This window comes from Sphingorhabdus sp., from assembly GCF_023910635.1.
GTDB lineage: Bacteria > Pseudomonadota > Alphaproteobacteria > Sphingomonadales > Sphingomonadaceae > Sphingorhabdus_B.
The window spans coordinates 1-21,249 of the sequence record NZ_JAAVVZ010000007.1; the positions used below are offsets into that span (position 1 = coordinate 1).

26 protein-coding genes are annotated in these 21,249 nt (G+C 55.1%); all 26 read left to right on the forward strand.

All coding sequences use genetic code 11. The features are described from left to right. A partial coding sequence (locus HEQ34_RS05665) for a hypothetical protein (protein WP_296198607.1) occupies positions 1-1,350 on the forward strand: 1,350 nt, incomplete at its 5' end. Further along, positions 1,350-2,273: a hypothetical protein gene (locus HEQ34_RS05670; protein WP_296198610.1), complete on the forward strand. Its 924-nt coding sequence runs from the start codon at positions 1,350-1,352 to the stop codon at positions 2,271-2,273. The genes HEQ34_RS05665 and HEQ34_RS05670, both read left to right, overlap by 1 nt. 625 nt (positions 2,274-2,898) lie before the next feature. Further along, complete coding sequence (locus HEQ34_RS05675) at positions 2,899-3,375, forward strand: DUF3576 domain-containing protein (protein WP_296198613.1); 477 nt, start codon at positions 2,899-2,901, stop codon at positions 3,373-3,375. 62 nt (positions 3,376-3,437) lie between these two features. Next, a complete protein-coding gene (locus HEQ34_RS05680; protein WP_296198615.1) occupies positions 3,438-4,592 on the forward strand; it encodes a tetratricopeptide repeat protein in 1,155 nt (384 codons plus the stop codon). Position 4,593: 1 nt separating this feature from the next. Further along, positions 4,594-4,860, forward strand: a complete 267-nt coding sequence (gene fliQ / locus HEQ34_RS05685) for a flagellar biosynthesis protein FliQ (RefSeq protein WP_296198617.1) — start codon at positions 4,594-4,596, stop codon at positions 4,858-4,860. Positions 4,861-4,868: 8 nt separating this feature from the next. Further along, on the forward strand, positions 4,869-5,630 hold the full coding sequence (locus HEQ34_RS05690) for a flagellar biosynthetic protein FliR (RefSeq protein ID WP_296198618.1): 762 nt from the start codon (positions 4,869-4,871) through the stop codon (positions 5,628-5,630). A gap of 3 nt (positions 5,631-5,633) precedes the next feature. Beyond that, positions 5,634-6,698, forward strand: a complete 1,065-nt coding sequence (locus tag HEQ34_RS05695) for an EscU/YscU/HrcU family type III secretion system export apparatus switch protein (RefSeq protein ID WP_296198620.1) — start codon at positions 5,634-5,636, stop codon at positions 6,696-6,698. After that, on the forward strand, positions 6,698-8,734 hold the full coding sequence (locus tag HEQ34_RS05700) for a flagellar biosynthesis protein FlhA (protein ID WP_296198621.1): 2,037 nt from the start codon (positions 6,698-6,700) through the stop codon (positions 8,732-8,734). Before HEQ34_RS05695 ends, HEQ34_RS05700 begins: the two co-directional genes overlap by 1 nt. A 69-nt stretch (positions 8,735-8,803) precedes the next feature. Further along, positions 8,804-9,499 (forward strand): flagellar hook-basal body protein, encoded by a 696-nt coding sequence (locus tag HEQ34_RS05705; RefSeq protein ID WP_296198624.1) that lies wholly within the window; start codon positions 8,804-8,806, stop codon positions 9,497-9,499. Further along, a complete protein-coding gene (locus HEQ34_RS05710; protein ID WP_296198626.1) occupies positions 9,496-10,269 on the forward strand; it encodes a flagellar hook-basal body protein in 774 nt (257 codons plus the stop codon). Before HEQ34_RS05705 ends, HEQ34_RS05710 begins: the two co-directional genes overlap by 4 nt. Before the next feature lie 3 nt (positions 10,270-10,272). After that, complete coding sequence (locus HEQ34_RS05715) at positions 10,273-10,782, forward strand: hypothetical protein (RefSeq protein WP_296198628.1); 510 nt, start codon at positions 10,273-10,275, stop codon at positions 10,780-10,782. Positions 10,783-10,784: 2 nt separating this feature from the next. Then, a complete protein-coding gene (locus tag HEQ34_RS05720) occupies positions 10,785-11,360 on the forward strand; it encodes a flagellar basal body L-ring protein FlgH (RefSeq protein ID WP_296198631.1) in 576 nt (191 codons plus the stop codon). Next, positions 11,357-12,472, forward strand: coding sequence for a flagellar basal body P-ring protein FlgI (locus HEQ34_RS05725; RefSeq protein WP_296198635.1), 1,116 nt, complete (start codon positions 11,357-11,359; stop codon positions 12,470-12,472). Before HEQ34_RS05720 ends, HEQ34_RS05725 begins: the two co-directional genes overlap by 4 nt. A 19-nt stretch (positions 12,473-12,491) precedes the next feature. Further along, on the forward strand, positions 12,492-12,839 hold the full coding sequence (locus tag HEQ34_RS05730) for a hypothetical protein (RefSeq protein WP_296198638.1): 348 nt from the start codon (positions 12,492-12,494) through the stop codon (positions 12,837-12,839). Positions 12,840-12,841: 2 nt separating this feature from the next. Further along, entirely contained in the window at positions 12,842-13,270 is a 429-nt protein-coding gene (gene flgC, locus HEQ34_RS05735; RefSeq protein WP_296198641.1) for a flagellar basal body rod protein FlgC, read from the forward strand. Then, on the forward strand, positions 13,270-13,572 hold the full coding sequence (gene fliE, locus HEQ34_RS05740; RefSeq protein WP_296198644.1) for a flagellar hook-basal body complex protein FliE: 303 nt from the start codon (positions 13,270-13,272) through the stop codon (positions 13,570-13,572). Before flgC ends, fliE begins: the two co-directional genes overlap by 1 nt. Positions 13,573-13,582: 10 nt before the next feature. After that, positions 13,583-14,848, forward strand: coding sequence for a flagellar basal-body MS-ring/collar protein FliF (gene fliF, locus HEQ34_RS05745; RefSeq protein WP_296198646.1), 1,266 nt, complete (start codon positions 13,583-13,585; stop codon positions 14,846-14,848). After that, positions 14,835-15,251, forward strand: coding sequence for a hypothetical protein (locus tag HEQ34_RS05750; RefSeq protein ID WP_296198648.1), 417 nt, complete (start codon positions 14,835-14,837; stop codon positions 15,249-15,251). Before fliF ends, HEQ34_RS05750 begins: the two co-directional genes overlap by 14 nt. Continuing rightward, the gene (locus HEQ34_RS05755; protein WP_296198650.1) at positions 15,248-15,952 is read left to right on the forward strand and encodes a hypothetical protein; all 705 of its coding nucleotides are present in this window, start codon (positions 15,248-15,250) and stop codon (positions 15,950-15,952) included. Before HEQ34_RS05750 ends, HEQ34_RS05755 begins: the two co-directional genes overlap by 4 nt. Beyond that, a complete protein-coding gene (locus HEQ34_RS05760) occupies positions 15,949-17,298 on the forward strand; it encodes a FliI/YscN family ATPase (RefSeq protein WP_296198653.1) in 1,350 nt (449 codons plus the stop codon). The genes HEQ34_RS05755 and HEQ34_RS05760 overlap by 4 nt, the downstream gene beginning before the upstream one ends. Continuing rightward, positions 17,273-17,725, forward strand: coding sequence for a hypothetical protein (locus tag HEQ34_RS05765; protein WP_296198655.1), 453 nt, complete (start codon positions 17,273-17,275; stop codon positions 17,723-17,725). Before HEQ34_RS05760 ends, HEQ34_RS05765 begins: the two co-directional genes overlap by 26 nt. Then, entirely contained in the window at positions 17,722-18,417 is a 696-nt protein-coding gene (locus tag HEQ34_RS05770; protein ID WP_296198657.1) for a hypothetical protein, read from the forward strand. The genes HEQ34_RS05765 and HEQ34_RS05770 overlap by 4 nt, the downstream gene beginning before the upstream one ends. An 8-nt stretch (positions 18,418-18,425) precedes the next feature. Beyond that, entirely contained in the window at positions 18,426-18,827 is a 402-nt protein-coding gene (locus HEQ34_RS05775) for a flagellar hook capping FlgD N-terminal domain-containing protein (RefSeq protein ID WP_296198659.1), read from the forward strand. Between the two features lie 12 nt (positions 18,828-18,839). Beyond that, entirely contained in the window at positions 18,840-20,033 is a 1,194-nt protein-coding gene (locus HEQ34_RS05780) for a flagellar hook protein FlgE (RefSeq protein ID WP_296198660.1), read from the forward strand. Positions 20,034-20,188: 155 nt separating this feature from the next. Further along, positions 20,189-20,824: a hypothetical protein gene (locus HEQ34_RS05785; protein ID WP_296198662.1), complete on the forward strand. Its 636-nt coding sequence runs from the start codon at positions 20,189-20,191 to the stop codon at positions 20,822-20,824. Then, positions 20,821-21,165 (forward strand): FliM/FliN family flagellar motor switch protein, encoded by a 345-nt coding sequence (locus tag HEQ34_RS05790; RefSeq protein ID WP_296198664.1) that lies wholly within the window; start codon positions 20,821-20,823, stop codon positions 21,163-21,165. Before HEQ34_RS05785 ends, HEQ34_RS05790 begins: the two co-directional genes overlap by 4 nt. Positions 21,166-21,249 lie beyond the last annotated feature (84 nt).

Consider the following 21,249-nt stretch of genomic DNA (forward strand, 5'->3'; position numbering starts at 1 on the left):
TTCGGGGTCAGCGCGTCTGCTGGCAGCTTTGGCTACCGAATGGCCACCTCTGCCGCCAGCGGCATAGCCAACGCCGCCACCCGAAGCGCGATCAATGGCGAAAGCTTTGGCAAAAACCTCATCGCCGCGCTGCCCGATATCATCGGGCAAGCCGTGGGGGGTACGTTGGCAGGTGGCGGACAAAGGTTGATGGAAGGCGGCGCGCAAGAACTTGCTGATGCCTTGTCCTCTGGCGTCATTCCAGCAGAAGATGCGGAACGACTAAGTAGACTTGCAAAAAGGCTTGGGGTAGAAAAAGTTTTCACCGCGCTTTCGGCCGGTGGCGATGGAAATGATGGCAAGTTCTCCTTCGTGTTCACAACAGACCTACAAAGGGCCGGAGCGGAGAAAGCCAGAGCCGATTTTCGAGCCCGAGGGTTGGGTGAGGATGCTGCAACGGCGGCTTATTACGATGTTGGGCGTCTTATTTATCTAAAGGAACAGGTGCAAGGCCTGAGTGTGGGCACGCAAAGTTCTAGTTTTAGAAGATTTGAAAGAGCCTTTAATCTCTCATTACTTGCAAAGGATGTCTACTTCTCTACATCGATTCCTGAACTTCGGCCTACTGGCTATTCGGTTTATTCTTCCGGTAGCGTTTCCAATTTCTTTGCATCTAGCAACAATGGATATTTTGCTCGTCTATATCAGGGCGGAAACACAATTTATCTCGTCAATAGAGGAACTAACGATACTGACTGGGGGCCATTCGGTCGAACCCCGGACGGAATAGCCAACGCTAGCAACTTATCAGGGAGTTTGTCCGATCAGCATCGTCTGGCCGCAGATAACGCCGACGCGCTTGTTAGGCATACTCGAGGGACTAGGTTGGGGGTCCATTTTGTAGGTCACTCGCTTGGAGGAAGTTTGGCATCGCTCCAAGCTGTTGTGACTGGACAAAGGGCGACGACATTTAACGCAACAAATTTGGAGGTTACAGCGGTAGAGCAGTATATAAATACAGGAAAGTTAAAGTATAAAACAATTTACGGTCCGCATGGCACTTCTCGGCAAGAGTTGATTATAAGCAAAGAAGCAAAGCAAGTGTACGGTACATCGAGTAGCCTTATTGATTATTATTATGTTGATGGCGATATTGCACGAAAACAAGGATATGTTGGAGCAACTCAGGTTGGTAGTCCCGTAAGGCTTAACCACGTTAGTTTTCCAATGGGTCTTGCGAAAAAAGATATTCACAGAGGTGCAAATTTGGATACCATACGCTATTACCACCATTTACCGACACCCCACAGCATGAATTCTATAATTTATTCGCTCTACTCGCAGGTTGATGCTAAAGTAGGCGGACGTTAATGAACGGCTATCGTAATTTAGGCTCGACGATGAAATATTTGAGAATAATCATTCTAATTACAGCAATTTTAGGAAATACAGGCTGTATGGAAAGTCCCGCATACGGAAAATCGGTTGAGGACATATTCTCTAGCAAAGAGGCCCAGGATTTGGCGCGTGCCTCGTGTGAGGGCGATAGCGGAGAGTTAAGTCGACTGATCTCGATGGGAGTCGATGTGAATGCAGTTGGACTCCACAACGTCACACCATTGATTTGGGCACTTACGTGCAATGGCTTGGAGTTTCCGGATATCCAAGCAGCGCAATGGCAAAAATCACAATCTCGAACCATCAAGGCTGTCGATCCCGACTTTTTGGCAGGTTTAAAGGTGTTGCTGGCTGCTGGTGCTGATTCTAATCAGATGATTGATGGTGATTTTGGACCGATTTACCCTGGCGGCGAAGGTTACTATATTGATCATTATACGCCAGTTTTGATTGCCGCAGAATTCCATCAGGCCAGTGTACTCAAATTACTCCTCCAAAATGGCGGTAACCCCAACGCAGCTGATGGCGACAATGAACACACCGCACTGGGCGTAGCATTTAACCGCGGATATTTTTTGGACCTCAGCCCGCAAATGGCACCATTTGACAGTCGGCAGTGGGAAAACTTCTATCTCTTGCTAGATGCCGGAGCAGACCCGAGCATAATGACAATCAACGGCGGTAATGTGGTTGTGACGGCTGCAATGAATAGAGTCGACGTGGCACATAATATACTCAAGAAATACAAATACTCCGGTGATTTGGAAGAAATAGCCCGTATCTTAATAAACCGCATTGAGGTTGGGTTTCCCGATCACGACCGCCGAAAACTATTAGAATTCTTAAAAATAAAGAAAAATGTGAATATTGATGCAATTTGGCGAGAATTACGGTGATGTTGTGGACGGCGCACTGTTGAGTTGATTCGGGCTTTCCGAACCTTCAGAGTGTGATTGTCAAAGATCCACCACCCGAGCCATCCACATGAGCAAGTTACCATCTGATCTATCGACTGTCACCACGGTTGCGGTTGATTTAGCAAAGCATGTTTTTCAGGTTCACGGCTGTGACGCTGCGGGTAAGGTTGTTTAATTACCGTGACAGTGCACTTAATTATTCTCGTCGAATTACCCCTTGCAATGTAGGATTTGCTTTGGGATTCTATGAATTGGTCCGGCATCTGTTGCACGACCGGCTCTTTGAACATGTTGATCTCCGCGCGCGCTTTCGGACCCGGTGAGCCAACTTCGCAGTGTTGACGTAAGTTTACACAAATACCGCGTTTGCCGTATAATTTTGTAAACTTAAGCGCCACAAAAGCATCGAACAGGCGTAACTTGTGTCACCCACGCATTTTGTGGCGATGCCGTTTGAGGTGTCACCCGTTCGACAGGCTCAGGGCAGGCTTAGTGTAACTTTCCCATGACCCGGCGTTTAATTGAACGTGCTTACCGCCCCACGCTTGCAAAGCTTTGTTGTTGGCCATATTATCGTTTCGTCGCCACCCGAGGAGTGTTTCCCATGCCCCCTGTCCGTATCCTGCTTTCCGGCGCGCTGCTCGTCATAATTGCTACCCTGCCTGCGTGCACGGCGATCGAAAACGATCTTGGGCGCGGTCTGGCTTATGGCATGGAGTCGCGAACGCTGACTCGCAAAGTCGACGAAAATCGCGCGCTGGACAAAGTGCCTTCGGGGATCAACGCCTATCTGTGGCGCGCCTCGCTCGATGCGGTGAAGGCCATTCCGCTGGTCGCCGCCGATCCCGGCAAAGGCCTGATCCTGACCGACTGGTATAGCGCGCCATCCGACCCCGATGACCGCACCCAGATGAAGATCGAGATACTCGACCGCGACATGCGGCCCGATACGCTGCGGGTGTCATTGGTGCGGCAGCAGCGACAAGATGGTGTCTGGGTCGATGCCCCGGTGATGGCCAGCACCGCGCAAAATCTGGAGGAATCGATTTTCGTGCGCGCGCGCGATATTCGTGGCTGGTAGCGCTTGCGCTTTGCCATTTGTCTCGGGCATATGTCTCGTTAATCGGGGAGGGGAATCGGGTCGTGACAGCGCAGCATGAATCGGCGGCAAACGCTTCGCGCCTGTCGCGATTGCTTGGGTTCCTCGAAAGCGATCCTGAAAATCTGAGCCTGATTGCCGACGCCGCCAATGCCGCGCTCGACGAATCAGCGCTCGATACCGTTGGCGAACTGGTCACACGCTATCGCGCACTCACAGACGTGCCGCCGCCCTTGCTGAATGTCGAAGGCATTGCGGCGATGCGGCAGGGGCGGCTTGATGAGGCGGTTGCCGCTTTTGGCGCGCTGCGCGCTGCGGGGCACGACGACCCTTCGGTCCGGTTCAATCTGGCATGGGCAGGCGCATTGCAACAAAGGCATGAAGATGTGCTGGAATTGCTCGACGAGGAAGTGGTCGCAACGGTTCCGCGCGCCGCTGGGCTAAAGGTGCAGACGCTCCACCATCTTGGGCGCATCGAGGATGCGATCGCGGCAGGGCAAGGGATGGCGGAGATTTATCCCAAGGACAATCATCTGCTCGGTGCATTGTCGGTGGCGGCGATGGATTCCGATGATTTCGAACTTGCACGGCATTATGCGACGCGCGCCGACGGCGGTTCGGATGCGCTAACCACGCAGGGGCTGATCAGCTTGCACGACGATGCGCCTGGCGCTGCGCTTAGCCTGTTCGATCGCGCGCTTGCAGAACACCCCGACGCACCTCGCGCCTGGCTCGGTAAGGGATTGAGCCTGCTTTCGCAAGGCGATCTTGACGCTGCTGCGCCATGCCTCGACAAGGGTGCGGAAATTTTCGGCGACCATCTGGGTTCGTGGATTGCGTCGGGCTGGACGCATTTCATCCGGAAGGATCTCGGCGCGGCGCGGCGCAGCTTTGAAACGGCATTGGCGCATGACGATAACTTTGCCGAAACCCACGGGGCATTGGCGGTGCTTGATATCGCCGAAGGCAATACCGATCGCGCACGCCGAAGGACCGATATCGCGTTGCGGCTCGACAAGGAATGTTTCGGCGGAATTCTTGCGCGCACATTGTTGCTGGAAATGGACGGCAAACCGGAGTTGGCGACGAAAATCCGCGAGCGTGCTATGAACACGCCGATGGGAATCGACGGCAAGACCCTGGCACAGGCGCTGATTGGGCTGGGGATGCATTCGGGCAGCGGCAGAGGCAACGCATGACATGACTCAGGGCCAGGCGCTTGATTTCATGAACCAGCTGATGTGGCAGGCGATGATTATCGCAGGCCCCATATTGGCGGCGATCCTGCTCGTCGGCCTTGTCGTCAGTGTGTTGCAGGCAACGACGCAGCTGCAGGAAATGACGCTCAGCTATGTTCCCAAGATGCTGGTCGCCGGGCTGCTTCTGATCTTTCTCGGGCCCTGGATGGTCGGGCGCATGATGCAGTTTGCGATTTCGCTCATCCGCACGATTCCCAGTCTCGGATAGCGACATCTATGGGGGGCAACAGTCTGGAAATCTGGGTGACGTCCTGCGTGCTGCTTAGCCTCAGGATCACGCCCGTATTCCTGTTCGCGCCGCCGTTCACGCTCACCCGAGTGCCTAAATTGTTCACTGGGTTGATGGGCATGGGGCTATCGGCCATCTTGGTAAGTGCTTATCCGGATGCTGCGCTCGTCGATAATGCTTCGGCCTCAACCTTACTGATTGGCGGCGTACGCGAATTATTTATGGGGCTGGTGCCGGTTGTTGTCCTGCAATTGATGTTCGGCGGCCTCTATTTGACCGGGCGGACGATAGATATTCAGGCTGGGTTCGGGCTTGCACTCGTTATCGATCCCACAACGCGAGGGCAGACGCCTTTGATGGGAACGCTGTTCGCCTATCTTGCCGGTGCGACCTTTTTTGCGATGAACGGGCATCTCGATTTGCTCCGCTTTTTTGCGGCCTCGCTGGAGGCTGTGCCGTTGGGCAGCGCCAATGAATATGCGCCGCTGTCGCGGATAACTTCTTATGTTTTTGTCGTGTCGCTGATTGCGCTTGGCGTCGGGGGTGCGGTGATCTTGGCGCTATTTCTGACAGATATCGTCATTGCCATGCTGTCGCGCACTGTGCCGCAAATGAATGCACTTTTGCTCGGCATTCAGGTCAAGGCGATCGTCGTACTGGCAGTCATGCCGGTTGCGATTGGCGTTGCTGGCGCGCTGCTTGCGCGCCTGGTTGCCAACGCGCTAAGCGCAATGCCCAGATTGCTCTGACCGATGGAAGAAGCCGAACTTGACAAGTCGGAAGAAGCAACTCCCTTCAAACTGAAGCGCGCGCGGGAAAAGGGCGCGGTCGCACGAAGTCTCGATCTTGGCTTTTTTGCGTCGGTCGCAGCGGCGCTTGGCTTCTTCTGGATCGGCGGCACCGAGCTGGCGTTTTCTATCGCGCATTCGTCTGGTCAGGCCTTTGCTGCAGGCCCCTCTTTGGTCGACGGCCAAAGTGCATTGCTCTCGGTTATCGGCAGAGTATTTTCGCCAGTCGTTTTTCCGCTGATGGCATTTGCTGGCAGTCTGTTTGCAATCGCGCTCGTGCTGGATTTTTTGCAGGTAGGGCCGGTTTTTAGCGCAACACCGCTCAAACCCGATTTCGGAAGAATTAATCCCGCCAAAGGCTTGAAGAGATTGTTTTCGTGGCGGTCGGTGATTGAGGCGTTTAAAGCACTTTTCAAACTGGCTGTCTATTCAACCATCGCATGGCTGGTCATTGGCGGGGCGATCAACGAGGGTGGCCAAGCGATCAGCGATGGTGCGCGGCTGGCCGGGGTCATCCTGTCTGCGACATTGCGGCTGATCATGTTTTGCGCGTTGGCAGCCCTCGGCTTTGCAGCCTTGGACCAGATTTTTGTGCGCCGGGAGTTTGCGAAGAAAATGCGAATGAGCAGGCGCGAGTTGAAGCGCGAACATCGCGACCGCGAGGGGGAACCGCGAATGAAACAGGCGCGCAAGCAACTCCACTCCGAATTTTCAAAGGTCGCCAAGAGCCTGCGTGATGTAAAGGGTGCCGATATCATCATCACGAACCCGGAGCATTTTGCCGTGGCTCTGCGCTATGATGCAAACAGGATGGCAGCACCCAAAATAGTTTCGCGCGGCGCGGGCGGCATGGCGCAAAGGATCAAGCGGATCGCGTTTACATTTGGCGTGATCACCGTTCGCGAACCGGCGCTTGCGCGGCAGCTTTTTTACAAGGGTCGTCTCGCGCAGGAAATTCCGGATGATTTTTACCAACATGTTGCCGACCTATATCTTCGTCACAACATAAAAGCTAAGGTCCCAGCCTGATGTTCAAGCGTCTTCTCGCCAATAACAACGATCTCTTCCTCGTCGGAGGGATGATTGGGATATTGATGATCCTGTTCGCGCCGATACCGACGTCGCTTCTCGATTTTCTGATCATCCTCAATTTCTCTTTCGCGATGACCATTTTGATGCTGACATTCTATGTCAGCAAGCCGGTCGAGTTCTCGACATTTCCCTCTTTGCTGCTTGTAGCCACCTTATTCCGCCTCGCTCTGAATGTGGCGGCAACTCGCCTAATCCTTACCGACGGCGATGCAGGAGAGGTGATCGGCTCGGTCGGGACCTTTGCGATCCAGGGCAGCTTCGTCATCGGCCTTGTCGTTTTTTTAATTCTGATTATCGTGCAGTTTGTGGTTGTGACGTCAGGCGCGCAACGCGTGTCCGAAGTTGCCGCGCGGTTTACGCTGGACGCCGTACCCGGCCAGCAGATGAGCATCGATGCCGATCTCAATATGGGCCTAATCGATCAGGATGAAGCAAAGGCGCGGCGCAAAGCGCTGGAGAAGGAAACATCTTTCTACGGCGCCATGGATGGGGCAAGCAAATTTGTGAAGGGCGATGCCATCGCCAGCATCATTATCGTGCTGATCAACATGATCGCCGGCTGGATCATCGGCGTTTCGCAGCGTGGCCTAGAATGGGGTGAGGCGCTTCAGCAATATACGCTGCTGACCATCGGCGACGGTATTGTCACTCAGGTACCGGCACTTATTATCTCGGTCGCGACCGGTATTATTGTTACGCGCTCCGCCGCTGACCGGCAACTGAGTACCGAAATACTGGCGCAGCTGGGGTCGGTCCCGAAGATATCGCTCATCGTGATGACCGCTTTGTTCTTTTTGCTGCTGCTCCCTGGAATGCCCAAATGGCCAATCATTATCTTGCTACTGTTATTTGCGGCTGCCTGGTTCGCCGCGCGTGGCAAGGCGAAAGCGGCGCAGACTCCGGACGATGAAGCTTTTGATGCTGCGGCCGATGCTATCGTCGGAGCAGCCGCCATGAAACCTGCCGCTATTAGCGTTGGCTTGGGCAAGGATCTGGCCGAGGCATGGCTGCCAATGAAGCCGGTTATTGCCGAGCGCATTACGGCACTGCGGAAGCAGCGGGCTGAGTCGACGGGGCTGACGATTCCAGCGGTAATCATCGAGGACGGCAATAATCTGGGTGGTAATGATTATGAGGTGAAGTTGTTCGGCACCGTATATGCCCGTGCTAATGTGCAGCCTGAAATGATTTTAGCCATTCGGTCGAATTCGTCGAGAGATGGTTTGACCGGCATTGAAGCGCGCGATCCGGCTTTCGGCCTGCCTGCGCTTTGGATCAATAATGAGCAGCGGGACAAGGCGCAGGGCCTTGGTTTCACGCTGGTCGATCCGATCACCGTGCTGATGACTCATCTTGGCGAAATCGTAAGGAGCGAGGCCGCATTGCTGCTGACGCGTAACGATGTGGTGGCGATGTTGGAGGGTGTGCGGAACCGGCAGGCGGGGCTCGTCGAAGAACTTGTTCCAAACATCATGTCGGTCTCCGACATTCAGCGCGTTTTGCAGAACTTGGCTAACGAAGAGGTTGCGATCCGCAACATCGATCTGATTTGTGAAGCACTCGTGGATGTCGGGCGGCTGACGAAAGATCATGGCGAGCTCACCGAACTCGTTCGCCAGAAACTGAGCTACATCATTTGCAACGATCTGAAAGGTACGAACCAGCAATTGTCGGTGCTGAGTCTCGACCCCCGGATTGAGGCGCAAATTACCGACGCCATTAACCGCAGCGAAGGTGGCAGTTCGATGATCATTGAGCCGCGCCTTGCAGAATCGATTATGCGTAAAATAATTCCGCTTGTCGACGCGATGACACAGCAGGGTGTGGCGCCCGCACTGTTGTGCGGTCCATCAATACGGCGACAGCTCAAGTCATTCTTGCGCCGAACTGCGCCCCGACTTGCGGTGATTTCGGTGAATGAAGTACCGCAATCAATAGATTTGCGTTCTTTCGACATATTAAAGAGTGAATAGAAAATTAGTTAAATAAAACATGTTGATAATAACCGGCATTGATGCTAGCCCGTGACTATGGGTAGACTGATGGATATAGGAGTGTCTGTTCTTTCGCAAGCCGAGCGGCGGGTGGAAATTGCAGCGCAAAACCTCTCAAATTCGACAACTCCGGCATATAAACGCCGAGTCGCTTTTTCGGCATTGGTTGAATCGACTGACAGCCAGTCTACACCCCTGCCACGTGTTGCCGCTGCCATCGATTTTCGCAATGGTAAGCTTGTTGAAACTGGTAGTCCGTACGATCTGGCGTTAGCAGGCGCGGGATATTTCGCCGTCCGCTACGACGACCGGATCAGCTATACACGGCGCGGACAATTTTCGGCCGACGCTGACGGTCGGCTGGTCGATGACCGTGGCGGCGTCCTGCAATTCGCCAATGGAACCGATGCGATGGTCGAAAGTGATAAGTTCGCTGTTGCCAGCAATGGTGCGGTTACCGAAGCCGGCTTGCTTCGGGGCAGGATCGGCGTTTTCGACGCGGATGACCAGGCCGCCTTGGAGGCATCGGAGGGCGGCTTTGCTGCGGGGAATGCCACCCTGACGTTGCTCGACGATGCTGCGGTACAGCAGGGTGCATATGAAGCGTCTAACGTAACCACCGGTGATGAAATGGTCTTGATGATGGAAGCACTACGCCGTGCCGAGGCCGGGCAGCGTGTGATCAATGTCTATGATGATCTGATGGGGCGGGCGGTTACCAGTTTTGGGGAGAATGTGCGATGAACGGTGCCTTTTACATCGGCGCGACAGGCTTACAGGCCCAGCAACGCGGGTTGGACGTTATCGCCAACAATGTGGCCAATATCAACACGACCGCGTTCAAGCGATCGGAGATTCGCTTCTCCGAAATGGTCATGCGCTCTTCGGTCAGCGAGGATTCCGAGCAACTCAACATTGCCCTCCCAGATGCCTTGTCTGGGGTCGAGGCGCGGATATCTCCGCGCATTTACGAACAGGGCGATTTGCGTCGGACCGGCAAGCCCTTCGATCTTGCGATAAGCGGCGACGGCTTTGTCGAGGTGCTGGGTCCGGGCGGCCAGGTCTGGCTGTGGCGCGGCGGCGCATTTCAGGTGAACGCCGACGGCTTGCTCGAAACGGAGAATGGAATGACGTTGCGCGCATTGATCGAGGTACCCGACGATGCCGGTGAAATCCGCATAGAACCCGATGGCCGCGTTCTGGCCCAAGTGGCGGGCGAAGAAGTTCCCGTTGTACTGGGCAATATCAGCATCGCGATGCCCGAAGATGTGCACACATTGGAGCCGGTAGGGAGTGGCTATTTCCGCGCCGCCGATGACGAGCAATTGCGAATCTTCGAACCGGGTGAGCAGGGCAAGGGCGTGTTCGTCCAACGCGCGCTCGAAGCGTCAAACGTCGACCTGAGCTCTGAAATGGTAACACTGCTTTTGATGCAGCGCGCATATGGCGCAAACGCACAAATCGTTCAAGCAGGTGATCAGCTGATGGCAATTGCCAACGGGCTGCGACGATAATCGATGATTTTGGGGTCGCTCTCGTTCGCATCATCGATCATTGCACTGGCACTCGCCGGATCGGTATCGCTTGCGCCGACGGCAATTGTTCGCGGTGATGTGCTGCGTCTGGGGGACGTTGCTGATACCAGCAAATTGCCAATGCCGATGCGCGACCGGGCGACCAAGCTTGCCTTGATGAATTTGCCCGACAACAACGACCCTGTGCGCTTGCGTGGGGAAGATATTGCGGCGCGCGCCCGGTCGTTAGTGCCTGCGCTTGCACCTTGGTTGGCGCAGATGAAGGGCCATATTGTTGTCCGGCGGCGCAGCGCGAATCTGCTCTTGCCTGTGGCGCGTGCTACCCGAGCGGATGCTATACTAAAGGACGACCCTGTTCAGCTGACGGTCTCTGCCGGTATCTACATTATAGAACGCCGGGGCATCGCAATGAGCGATGGTCAACCCGGCAGTAAGCTGTTCATACGGACCGAGGATGGCAAAGCCATTTCGGCGCTGTGTTGCGGGGAATGAAAATGCATCGGCAATTTGCTTTGGTATTGATGGTGGTTCTTCTGGCAAGTCCTGCCGTAGCCGAAGATCTGTATAAAGGTGGCAACTGGCCCTCGCTTGCGTCGGATCGCAAAGCCGATGCGGTCGGCGATATCATCACCGTGCTGGTTGCCGAAAACAACACCGCGTCCAACTCGGTCGGCAGGGGTTCGAAAAAGCAAAGTTCGATCAGCGGCCAGATCGCCGCCAGTTCATCCTTTGGCGAATCGGCAGGACTGACGTTCGGCGGCGGATACAACGGCGAAGGCAGCAATAGCCGCGCTGATCGCATGGTTGCCCAGCTAAGCGCGACGGTTACTCAAATTTACCCGAATGGCGACTTGCAGATTACCGGTTGGCAACGCCTGAAAATTAACGGCGAGATGACGAACATAAAGGTCAGTGGCAGGGTTCGTCCGGATGACATCAACGGTCAGAATGCAGTGCTGTCGTCACGCATTGCCGACGCCAATATCGAATATGACGGCAGGGGCTTTGCGTCGCGTGGTGCCAAGCCGGGAATTGTGACTCAGATTTTCAGTTGGCTCGGCCTGCTATGAACCGGCTTATTCTTGTTATTCTGAGTTTAGTGTGCGCGTTTGCGCCGATAGCGGAGGCGGCTGCTTCGCCGATACGTCTTAAAGACCTGGGGCGTTTCCAAGGGTGGCGTGATAACCCGCTGGTTGGCTACGGCATAGTGACGGGGCTGTCGGGCACGGGTGACTCGCCGCGCAATGAAGTAACGCGTCAGGCGCTAAAAAACACGCTGGGCCGCTTGGGCATCAACGTAACTGCGGATCAAGTACAGAGCCGCAACGTGGCGGTTGTCATGGTAACTGCAACCTTGCCGCCTTCGGCAAATGTCGGAGACCGGATAGACATTGCGATCACATCAATCGGCGACGCGCGCAGCCTTGCCGGTGGCACCTTGCTCATGACGCCGTTGATGGGGCCCGACCAGCAATCCTATGCGCTCGCGCAAGGCGCGCTGGTAATAGGAGGTTATCGGTTTGAGGCCGAGCAGAATCTGCGGCAGAAAAATTATCCTACTGCTGGAATATTACCGGGCGGTGGCACTGTTGAAAGAGCGGTAGAGGCGAATTTGCAAAGCGACCCACGCGGCATCACTTTTGTCTTGCGCGATCCGGACATCACAACCGCCGAAACAATTGCCAGCGGCATCAACCAGAATTTTGGCTATGGTATCGCGTCGGTCAAGTCGGCTGATGCAGTCTATATATCGACCAGCGAGATGGCGGGGCCGCTCAACAGCTTTCTGGCTAGGATTGAAAATGTGGCGGTGACGCCGGACAGGATATCTCGCATTGTCATAAATGAACGATCGGGTACCGTGGTTGCTGGAGGCAGTGTTAAGATATCCGATGTGGTTATCGCGCAAGGCGACATCAAGGTGTCTGTGGCCATCGATAACAGCGCCAGCCAGTCAAACATCTACGGCGGCTATGTTCGCGATGCGCGCGGCCTTATTGTGACCAACACGCGGCTTGATGTCGAAGAAGACAAGAACGCTGTGCTGCGGTTTCCGGGAACCTCGGTAGCCGACCTCGTGCAGGGTCTTTCGCGGGCCGAAGTTCCGACCCGGACGATGATCGCGATATTGCAGGCAATGAAGGCCGCTGGCGCGCTGCACGCCGATATCATTGTCCAATAACTAACACGGGAGGGTAAGTATGGATTCGATTTCTGCCACAATCTTGCTGAAGGCAATGGATGGCCTTTCTATGCGTGCCATGGTGACCTCCCAGAATATCGCTAACGCCAACTCGCCGGGATACCGTCCGCTCAGGGTAAATTTCGAAGATGCCCTAAGGGCCGCAGCAGCGTCGGGCGCGCCGGGCGATATCCGCCAGGTCCAGCCAACGGTCAGTCTGTCGATCGATGAAACCGGCCGGTCGGAACTTCGCCTCGATCTGGAAATGGCTACGGCGGCATCGACTGCCGGGCGCTACGGTACTCTGGCCGAGCTTTTGAACCGCAGGCTTCAAATCGAGGCACTGGCCGCAGCAGGGAGCCGCTAATCATGAACGCAATGGAAATAAGCCGCACCGGGCTCGACGTCGAATGGCGGCGGCTTGAAGTAATTGCGCAAAACATCGCCAATGTGAATACAACAATCGACGCCAATGGTGAGCCCTATCGTCCGCTTCGTCTGCTATCGGGGCCAGCGGGGTCATTTAACTCCGTCTTGGCAGAACGGGCAAACAAGACCGATTTGCGCGGCGTATCGGTTTACTCAATCGAAGCGCAGAATGTTGTGCCCCGGCAGGTTTATGAGCCGGCACATCCGCAAGCCGACACCGAAGGCTATGTCAGCTATCCCGGTTTCGACCATGCCGCCGAAATGGCGTTGATGGTCAAGACCTCGCGGGCTTACGAAGCCAATATCGTCGCAATGAATGCGGCTCGGCAGATGTACTCCAAAGCTCTTGATATCGGAAGGCGCTCGTAATGATTGAAGCTATTGCACCTGTGGGTCAGGCCGCCGAGCAGCTTTTGGGCGTTGCGCCCATTCAGACTCAGGTCACAGACCGGCTGTCCTTCCCGGAAATCTTGTCGAAGGGCATAGAGGCGACCAACAGCAAGCTCGTCGAGGCCGACCGTCTTGTCGCGCAATTTGCCATCGACGATTCGGTTCCGCTGCACCAGGTGACTTATGCCCTGGAACAGGCGCGGATGTCTTTCGAGCTTATGATTCAGGTGCGAAACCGCGCTCTTGAGGCGACCCAGCAACTCATGAATATGCAGATTTGATACGTTCTTTATGGCAGACACCGGACTTAAATCGAGCGAAGCAAATAACCGGCAAATTATTCTGGTTGCAGGCGGCGCGTTGCTTGCCGCGCTGTTTTTGTTTGCGCTCTGGTATCTGGTCATCCGTACACCCTATGGTCTCGCATTCACCGACCTTAAATCCGAAGATGCCTCGTTAATCATCGAGGAGCTTGATCGGCAAAAAACGCCCTATGAACTGGCTGACAACGGAACTACGATCATGGTGCCGGAAGATAAGGTCGATACCTCGCGGGTCAACATATTGGGTGGCGACCTACCGCTTAGAGGAACAGTCGGCTTTGAACTGTTTAACCAGAGCGACATGGGTCTCACCGAATTTGCCCAGAAAATAAATTATCAGCGCGCGCTTCAAGGGGAGCTTGCACGTACGTTGATGTCGCTCGAAAACATCGAAACCGCGCGGGTGCATTTGTCATTGCCCGATTCGGGTATCTTCGAGCGCGACCGGCGTGCGGCCAAGGCTTCGGTAACCATCGCTCCGAAACTTGGTAAGTCAGTAGATGGTTCGACCGTGACTGGTATTCAGCGTTTGATCGCTTCGGCGGTCCCTGATCTTGATACCTCGAATGTTGCGGTTCTTGACGCCGAAGGACAGCTGCTCAGCCAAGAGCTCCCAGCCACTGACATGAACGCTAGCGCCAGCGGCAGCCCGGTCGAGCAGGAATATGCGGCGCGCGTCCGGAATGCGATTGCGCCCATGATTTCTGATCCAAATGTGCGTGTGACGGTACGAATGGCGCAGGAGTTGGTAAAATCCCGCGAAATTGTTGTGCCAACCTCAACTGCCGATGCAGAAACAACGTCTCCTGCGATCACCGAAGACGATGTCGGGCGCGACCCGATCCGCATTTCCATTATCTTTTCAAAAACGCCCGATTTACAGACCTATGACAATTTGATCCCGTTGCTAGAGCAAAGTGTCGATTATGACCAGTCGCGCGGCGACAGTTTGATGATACTGACTTCGCCCGTGTCATTGCCCCCGCTTTCGACATCGGCGCGCAATGCCAAGCCAGTGGCAACAGATGAAGCCGCTTGGGATTCCCGCGACGGACTCTTTTGGAGCAACTGGTTGTGGCTGGTACTTGCCTTTATATTTATCCCATTACTGGTTCTCGCCCTTCGCAAAACCAGTCTGCAGCGCGAAATGACGCTGGCGCAGCGCAAAACTTTTTCCGAAAGATTGAAGTCTCTGGTCGATGAGCAAGGGGGGCGTGGCCGTGGAGCGCTCTGATCAGGCATTGCGGCGGATGGTCGCGCGGATGCCATCCATGGCAAAAGCCGACTTCGACGCGATCATGGAGGATCTTTCTGACCAGCAGAGTGTCAAGGTGCTGGCGTTGCTGAAAGAACTCGAAGGCAGCCACGTCGAGGATATCGCCGCTAATGAGCTACAGCCGCACCATACCCCGCTTATCGTACCGGACAATTTGTCGTCATGGCTGGTGGCACGGGTCAATGGTAATCCAGCGGCCGGCGATGAGGTGGTCGAACAATTTTCGATGACACAACATGCAATTTCGGAATTGCGGGTTTGTGCCGCCGAGTTGGTACCCCAGCCTGAAACCGGGACCAAACGACCCTCGCTTCTCGATCAGCTGTTCCGCCGCTTTATCGGCCACAGGGTTGCAGCATGAGCACATTGATAAAATCGACTGATTTGGCACATGGGTTCGTTATCCAAAAACTGGGTGGTGAATCTCCAAAACGTGTTTCGACGGTTCGTGCCTCTGAGACGAAAGCCGAGAATCCGCTTGCCGCTGAAAACAGGCGTTTGGCAGCATTGGTTGAAGAGCACGAAGCAAAAATTGCAGCACATGAGGGCGCTTTGGCCACGGCCTATTCCAAGGGCGAGGAGGCCGGACGCTCGGCAATGGAATTTGAAATCGAAGATGATCGTGCCGCTGCGCTGGAGTTGCTGGCTCGTGGCGTGGAATCTGCCAAAACAGCGCTCGATCAGACGCTCGGAAACTATGAGAGCATCGCGCTGGTCATTGCGCAAACTGCGCTCGACAAGATATTCGGCGATACCAAAGGACGCAAGGCGATGGCCGCCGATCTGATCCGGCACCAGTTCCGGAAGATTAATCAAGGCAGCTTTGTTTCGCTTGAAGTGTCGCGCGCAGATTTCCCCAACACGCAGGAAGTTGCCGAACTGGCGGCGTCGCTTTCCGTGGTCCCCGAGCGTGTGCGGGTATCGGACGATCTCGCAGCAGGCAGCTGCCAAATGCGCATGCAGCTCGGGACGCTTGAAATCGGGCTGGACCGACAATGGGGTTCGACTCGAGCGCTGCTGGACGAGATGATCACGATCGACGAGACGGAAGACGCCCGGTGAAACCGCATCGCTTCCTTTCCCGGCTTGAGGCGCTCGACCCGGTCGAGCGGTGTGGACGGTTGAACCGGATCATGCCGACTTGGTTGGAGGCCGACGGGCCGAATGTGCCGCTTGGTACATTGTGCGCGATTATCGCGACCGGCAACAGCGTGGATATCGCACCTCCTGTAATCGCCGAGGTCGTGAAGGTCGACAAGGATCACATCGCGCTGATTCCGTTTGGTGACACATCCCTGCTGTCGGCGGGTGCTTCGGTTACCGCGCTGTCGGGCGATGCGCGAGTGCCGGTCGGTGATGCTTTCATGGGCCGTGCCATTGACGCGCTGGGCAGACCGATTGACAATCAAGGCGCGATCAATACCAATGAATTTGCACCTTTGCTCGCGCCCTTGCCTGAGCCATTGCAGCGCACTTCGCCCAAGCAGGTGCTGAACACGGGCCTGCGCGCCATCGACGGGTTGCTGACACTGGGTGTTGGTCAGCGTGTTGGCATTTTCGCCGCGAGCGGTGTTGGCAAGACCAGCCTCATCTCGCAACTGTCACGCCAGATCGATGCTGATCATATCGTTATCTGCCTCGTGGGCGAGCGGGGCCGTGAGGTTGAGCATCTCTGGTCCGAGGAACTGCCGGAAGATATTCGGGAGCGCGCGACCGTCGTTGCGGCGACTTCGGACAAGGCGGCTGCCCTGCGGGTACGCGCCGTGTATCAGGGGCTGGCGCTCGCCCAGCACTGGCGTGCGCAAGGCCGACATGTCCTTTTCATTCTCGATTCGGTGACTCGACTTGCCATGGCCATGCGCGAAACCGGCTTGGCTGCCGGCGAGCCACCGACAGTACGTGCATATACGCCGAGTGTATTCGCAGCGATCCCGCGTGTCGTCGAACAATGCGGCGCTCTGAAATCGGGCGGAGCAATCACCGCTTTGATGACGGTGTTGAGCGAAACCAACGAGGTCGACGATCCGATTTCGGAGATGATGAAGTCGTTGCTTGATGGTCATATCATATTGTCGCGAGACCTCGCCGAACGCGGCCATTTCCCGGCCATCGACGTATCGCGCAGCATCAGCCGTAATATGTCGGCAATCATCGCCAAAAGTCATTTGGCCTCTGCGCGCCATGTTCTCGCGCATCTCGCCAATTACGAAGGGTCGCGCACATTGATCGAATCGGGGCTTTATTCCGCAGGTGCCAGCCCCGATCTCGATGCCGCCATTGTGTCAAAGCCCGTCATCGACGAATTTCTGAGGCAGGATCAGCACGAGGCCACAGCATTTGCTGCTGTTACCGACAAGCTATCTCAAATTGCGGGGAGCAGGCATGAGTCGGTCACGCAGAAGGGTTGAGACGCTCGCCTCGATTGCGGGGATTAGGGCGATTGCGGCAAGGCTGGCGGAGGCCAAATGCGTAGCGGCGGACCGTGATGTTGTTGCTGCCAAACGTAAGCAGAAGCAGCAGCAGGATCATCTTGAGCTTACGGTGAGTGGTTGGGAACGGGCCATCGGGGCATCGACGTTCGACCCGGCGAGCAACGGCTTTTGGGGTCATGCCATTAACAACTCCGTTGCTGAGGTCGAAATAGCCGGGGACAATGTTGCGCAAAAAAACGGCGTTCTAAACAGGGCTCGGTCTCAGTTGTCAGTCATGATCGCCAACGAGAGATGCGCTCATTCCTTGCTTTCAAAAGCCCGAAAAAAGCGGCTCAGCGAAATCGAAGACCGGCATTTGGCCGAACAGGCCGACCGGATTACGCGACTGGAAATGCGGCGATGACGATAATAGCCGAACGCCAGTTACATGCTGCGTCGCAGCAAGGACCAATTCGTTCGCGTGCTGGCGATCAATCTTTTGCCTGGCGAATCGAGGCGGGCGACCGCGCTAAAGATATCATAAAGGATAAGGCGCTGGGCTTTTCAGAGGTAGGTTTGCTCGGCCTTCATTATGCACATGATTTATCAAACAATGTGGCAGACCAATCGGGCTCGATAAGTGGAACGGATTTTACGCCGGAGGCAATGGTCCCGACCAGCGCAAACCCGACCGGCGCAAAACTTTTTGAAAGTGCGTTGATAATATCTGACAATGAAACTGTATTGATCAACGTGCCCCGAAACCGCGGCGAGACTAGCGGTAGTGTAAATGCAACAGAGCCGAATCGATCCTTACAAAATCTCGCACCTTCATTACCTTCGTTAGAGATTAAGGTCGTTGGCCTCGATGAGACGGCAAATGAATTGCCGTCACCCGTTTCGAAAATATTCCAAAAGGTTATATCACAAAGCTGCCCCGGCAGTAAATTCGGTTTAACGGTCATCGAAACACCCCACGGAATTTCGATAATCTGCAAAGAATTGGCTGTTTCAGAAAATGAAATTCAAGAATTAAACGACCTTGCGGAACAAATTGCGAAGGATTTCGGCGTGACACTTCGGCGTCTCGTCGTTAATGGAAAAAACAACGTTTAGGAGGGTTTATGGCACTTGCACCGACATCATCAACGGGCGCTACGGCGCAAAATGCTTTTGGTTTGGAGTTTCAGTCGCTCCTTCGCATAATTCTGACTCAGCTCACCTATCAGGATCCGCTAAAGCCGCTGGAAAACAGCGAATTCGTTTCGCAACTCGCGCAATTCTCGCAGCTTCAGCAAACGCAGTCGCTCAACGACCAGATTACAAGCCTGCTGTCGGCGCAGTCGGCGACGCAAGCGACGGCATTGCTGGGCAAAACGATCGATGTGAGTGCTGGCGCGTCAACTGTCTCGGGTGAAGTAAAGTCCGTTTCGTTTACGTCCGGGCAACCCACGGTGACCATACAGACGGCAACCGGGCAGACGATTTCCAACCTTTCAATCGCAAATATTGCGCAAGTTCGCTGAGGAGCAGGGGCTATGTTAGGAGCAATTTACACGGGGCTGAGCGGGCTGAATGCTTTCAGCAAGGGCCTGCAGACGATTAGTAATAACGTGGCTAACTTGAATTCGCCCGGGTTCAAGGCGACCTCGACAAACTTCAGCGACATATTCAGCTATGGCGGCGGCGGGCTGACATTTTTCCGCGGGTCTGACAATGTTCAGGTCGGAAATGGGGTCCGCTTTGGCGACCCGCGAACTGATTTCAGCCAAGGCGATTTGCGCCAGTCGGAAGGCGATCTTGATCTCGGCATTCGGGGCAGCGGTTTCCTTGTTTTGTTGAACAACGGCAAAACCTATTATGCCCGCACTGGCCAGTTCGTAGTCGATAAAGACGGCTTTATTTCGCAACAGGGCGACAGCGGTTACCGGCTCGGCGTGCTTGATAGTTCGGGCAGGGCAGTGGCGCTCAACATTGACACGCGGCGCACCAGCGCACCGGTGGCGACCACGACGATCAAATTTGCCGACAACCTTTCCTCGTCTGCGACGACGGCAACGGTCGCCGATTTGGCAGTTTACGACGCGCAAGGCGGCAAGCAGACCTGGCAGGTCAAGTTCGACAAGGCTCCCAATACGCAAGGCGAATGGACGGTAACCGTGACCGATCAGACCGGCACGAATCTGGGTACCTCTGCGCTGAAATTCACGGGCAGCGCGGTTGATCCGACCACCCAAAAACTGACTTTCACATCCACTTCGCCGGGCGGGACTCCGCTCTTGGTCGTGCTCGATTTCTCATCAGGCGTAACGTCGTTTTCGGCGGGAACGACATCGACCCTGCGATCGGCTTCGATCGACGGTAACGGCGTTGGTGCGCTTTCGGGCGTTACCGTAGATGCAGAGGGCCAGGTCAAGCTCACTTATTCAAACGAGAAAACCGATCTGTTGGGTGCCGTTGCAATCGCCGATTTCCGCGACCCTCAGCAGTTGCGCCGGGTCGGCGGCGGTCTATTCGAAAATAACGGTTCAGGCCCGACCCGAGTTATCGCCAGCAATACCGATGGCGTGGGCCGTCTTGTTTCCAAACAGATCGAGGCATCGAACGTCGATCTGTCGCAGCAATTTGGCGATCTCATTCTGATTCAGCGCGGCTTTCAGGCATCCTCTCAGGTCGTCAGTGCGACCAATGACATGATCCAGCAATTATTTGGAATCCGAGGTCAGGGTTGACGCAAGAACATAGCGACTGGTTACCCTTTGACGCGCTGACCAGTCCCGCCGTTACATCTGCCTTCGAACCGGTAGTCACCGCTTGGTCGCAGCGCTGGTTCGGTGCCCGCCCGTTCGAACTCGCACGCGTTCGCTCCCAACAAGGTGGCCGGTCTTTGAAATCCGCCAAAGCTGAATGGCGTGCCTTTGGGCATGGCATTTTCATCGATTGCGCAGAGAAAACGCAACTCGCGGTTGCCGGGCATGCGTTACATATGTCCAGCCGCGAGCATAAGTTGTCCAGCGATGACGAAGGCCTGATGTTGCTTTTTTCTGAGCGGATCACAGCTGATCTCGCTAGCGGTATGGCTGGAATAGTCGGTGATGAAAAAGGTCCGAGGCAAACTTCGACCTCAGGTCATCCGTTCGAACATAGCGGTGGCTTGGAGCTGCAGATTAGCGGAGGACCGGATTCGACGATAATGGTCGGCATTTCTTCGTCTGCTTTGACCAGATTACGCAAGTCGCAGTGCAGCCGCCATGTGCCTCAAAGAATACCGGATGTATCGATTGTAGACGTCCTGAGCCCAGTGAATGTGCGCTATTTAGCTGACATCGGCTGCGCCACTATGTCTGCGCTCGATCTGCATAACATGACGCACGGCGACGTCGTCATACTAGATCGGGTTTTGACGGATCCGATTGAAATAAAAGCAGAAAGTTCGGGCCGCCTACTTTTGACAGCAGTGCTTAGACAAAATGAAGGGCGCCTAGAACTCACTGCCCACAAATTTGAAGGAAGTGAAACGTGATAAAGTCCGAAGCCAAATCCGACACCGAAACTGTTGATCGAGTTGCCGAAAAAAAAATGATGGCTGGTGAGAAGTCAATTGCTGCCGAGAAAGCGATTGAACGGCTGGACCCCGAGATTTTTGGCGATGTCAAAGTCGAATTGATGGCAAGCCTCGGCAGGGGCAAACTGACAGTAAGCGAACTTGTCAATCTCGCAAGCGATATGGTGGTCCCACTCGATACCCCGCTGAACGGGCTTGTCGAACTTAAATTCAAGGAACATGTTGTCGCCAGAGGAGAAATTGTCTCGGTTGGCGATCAGTTTGGCGTTCGGATCTCGGAAATTGTTGCGCGCAAATAGTCATGCGAATCCGGGCCATCCATAGCGTAGCAATTCTGTCTGCCCTGTTGGCGCATGCCCCGATTCAGGCACAGCAGCTGGCGC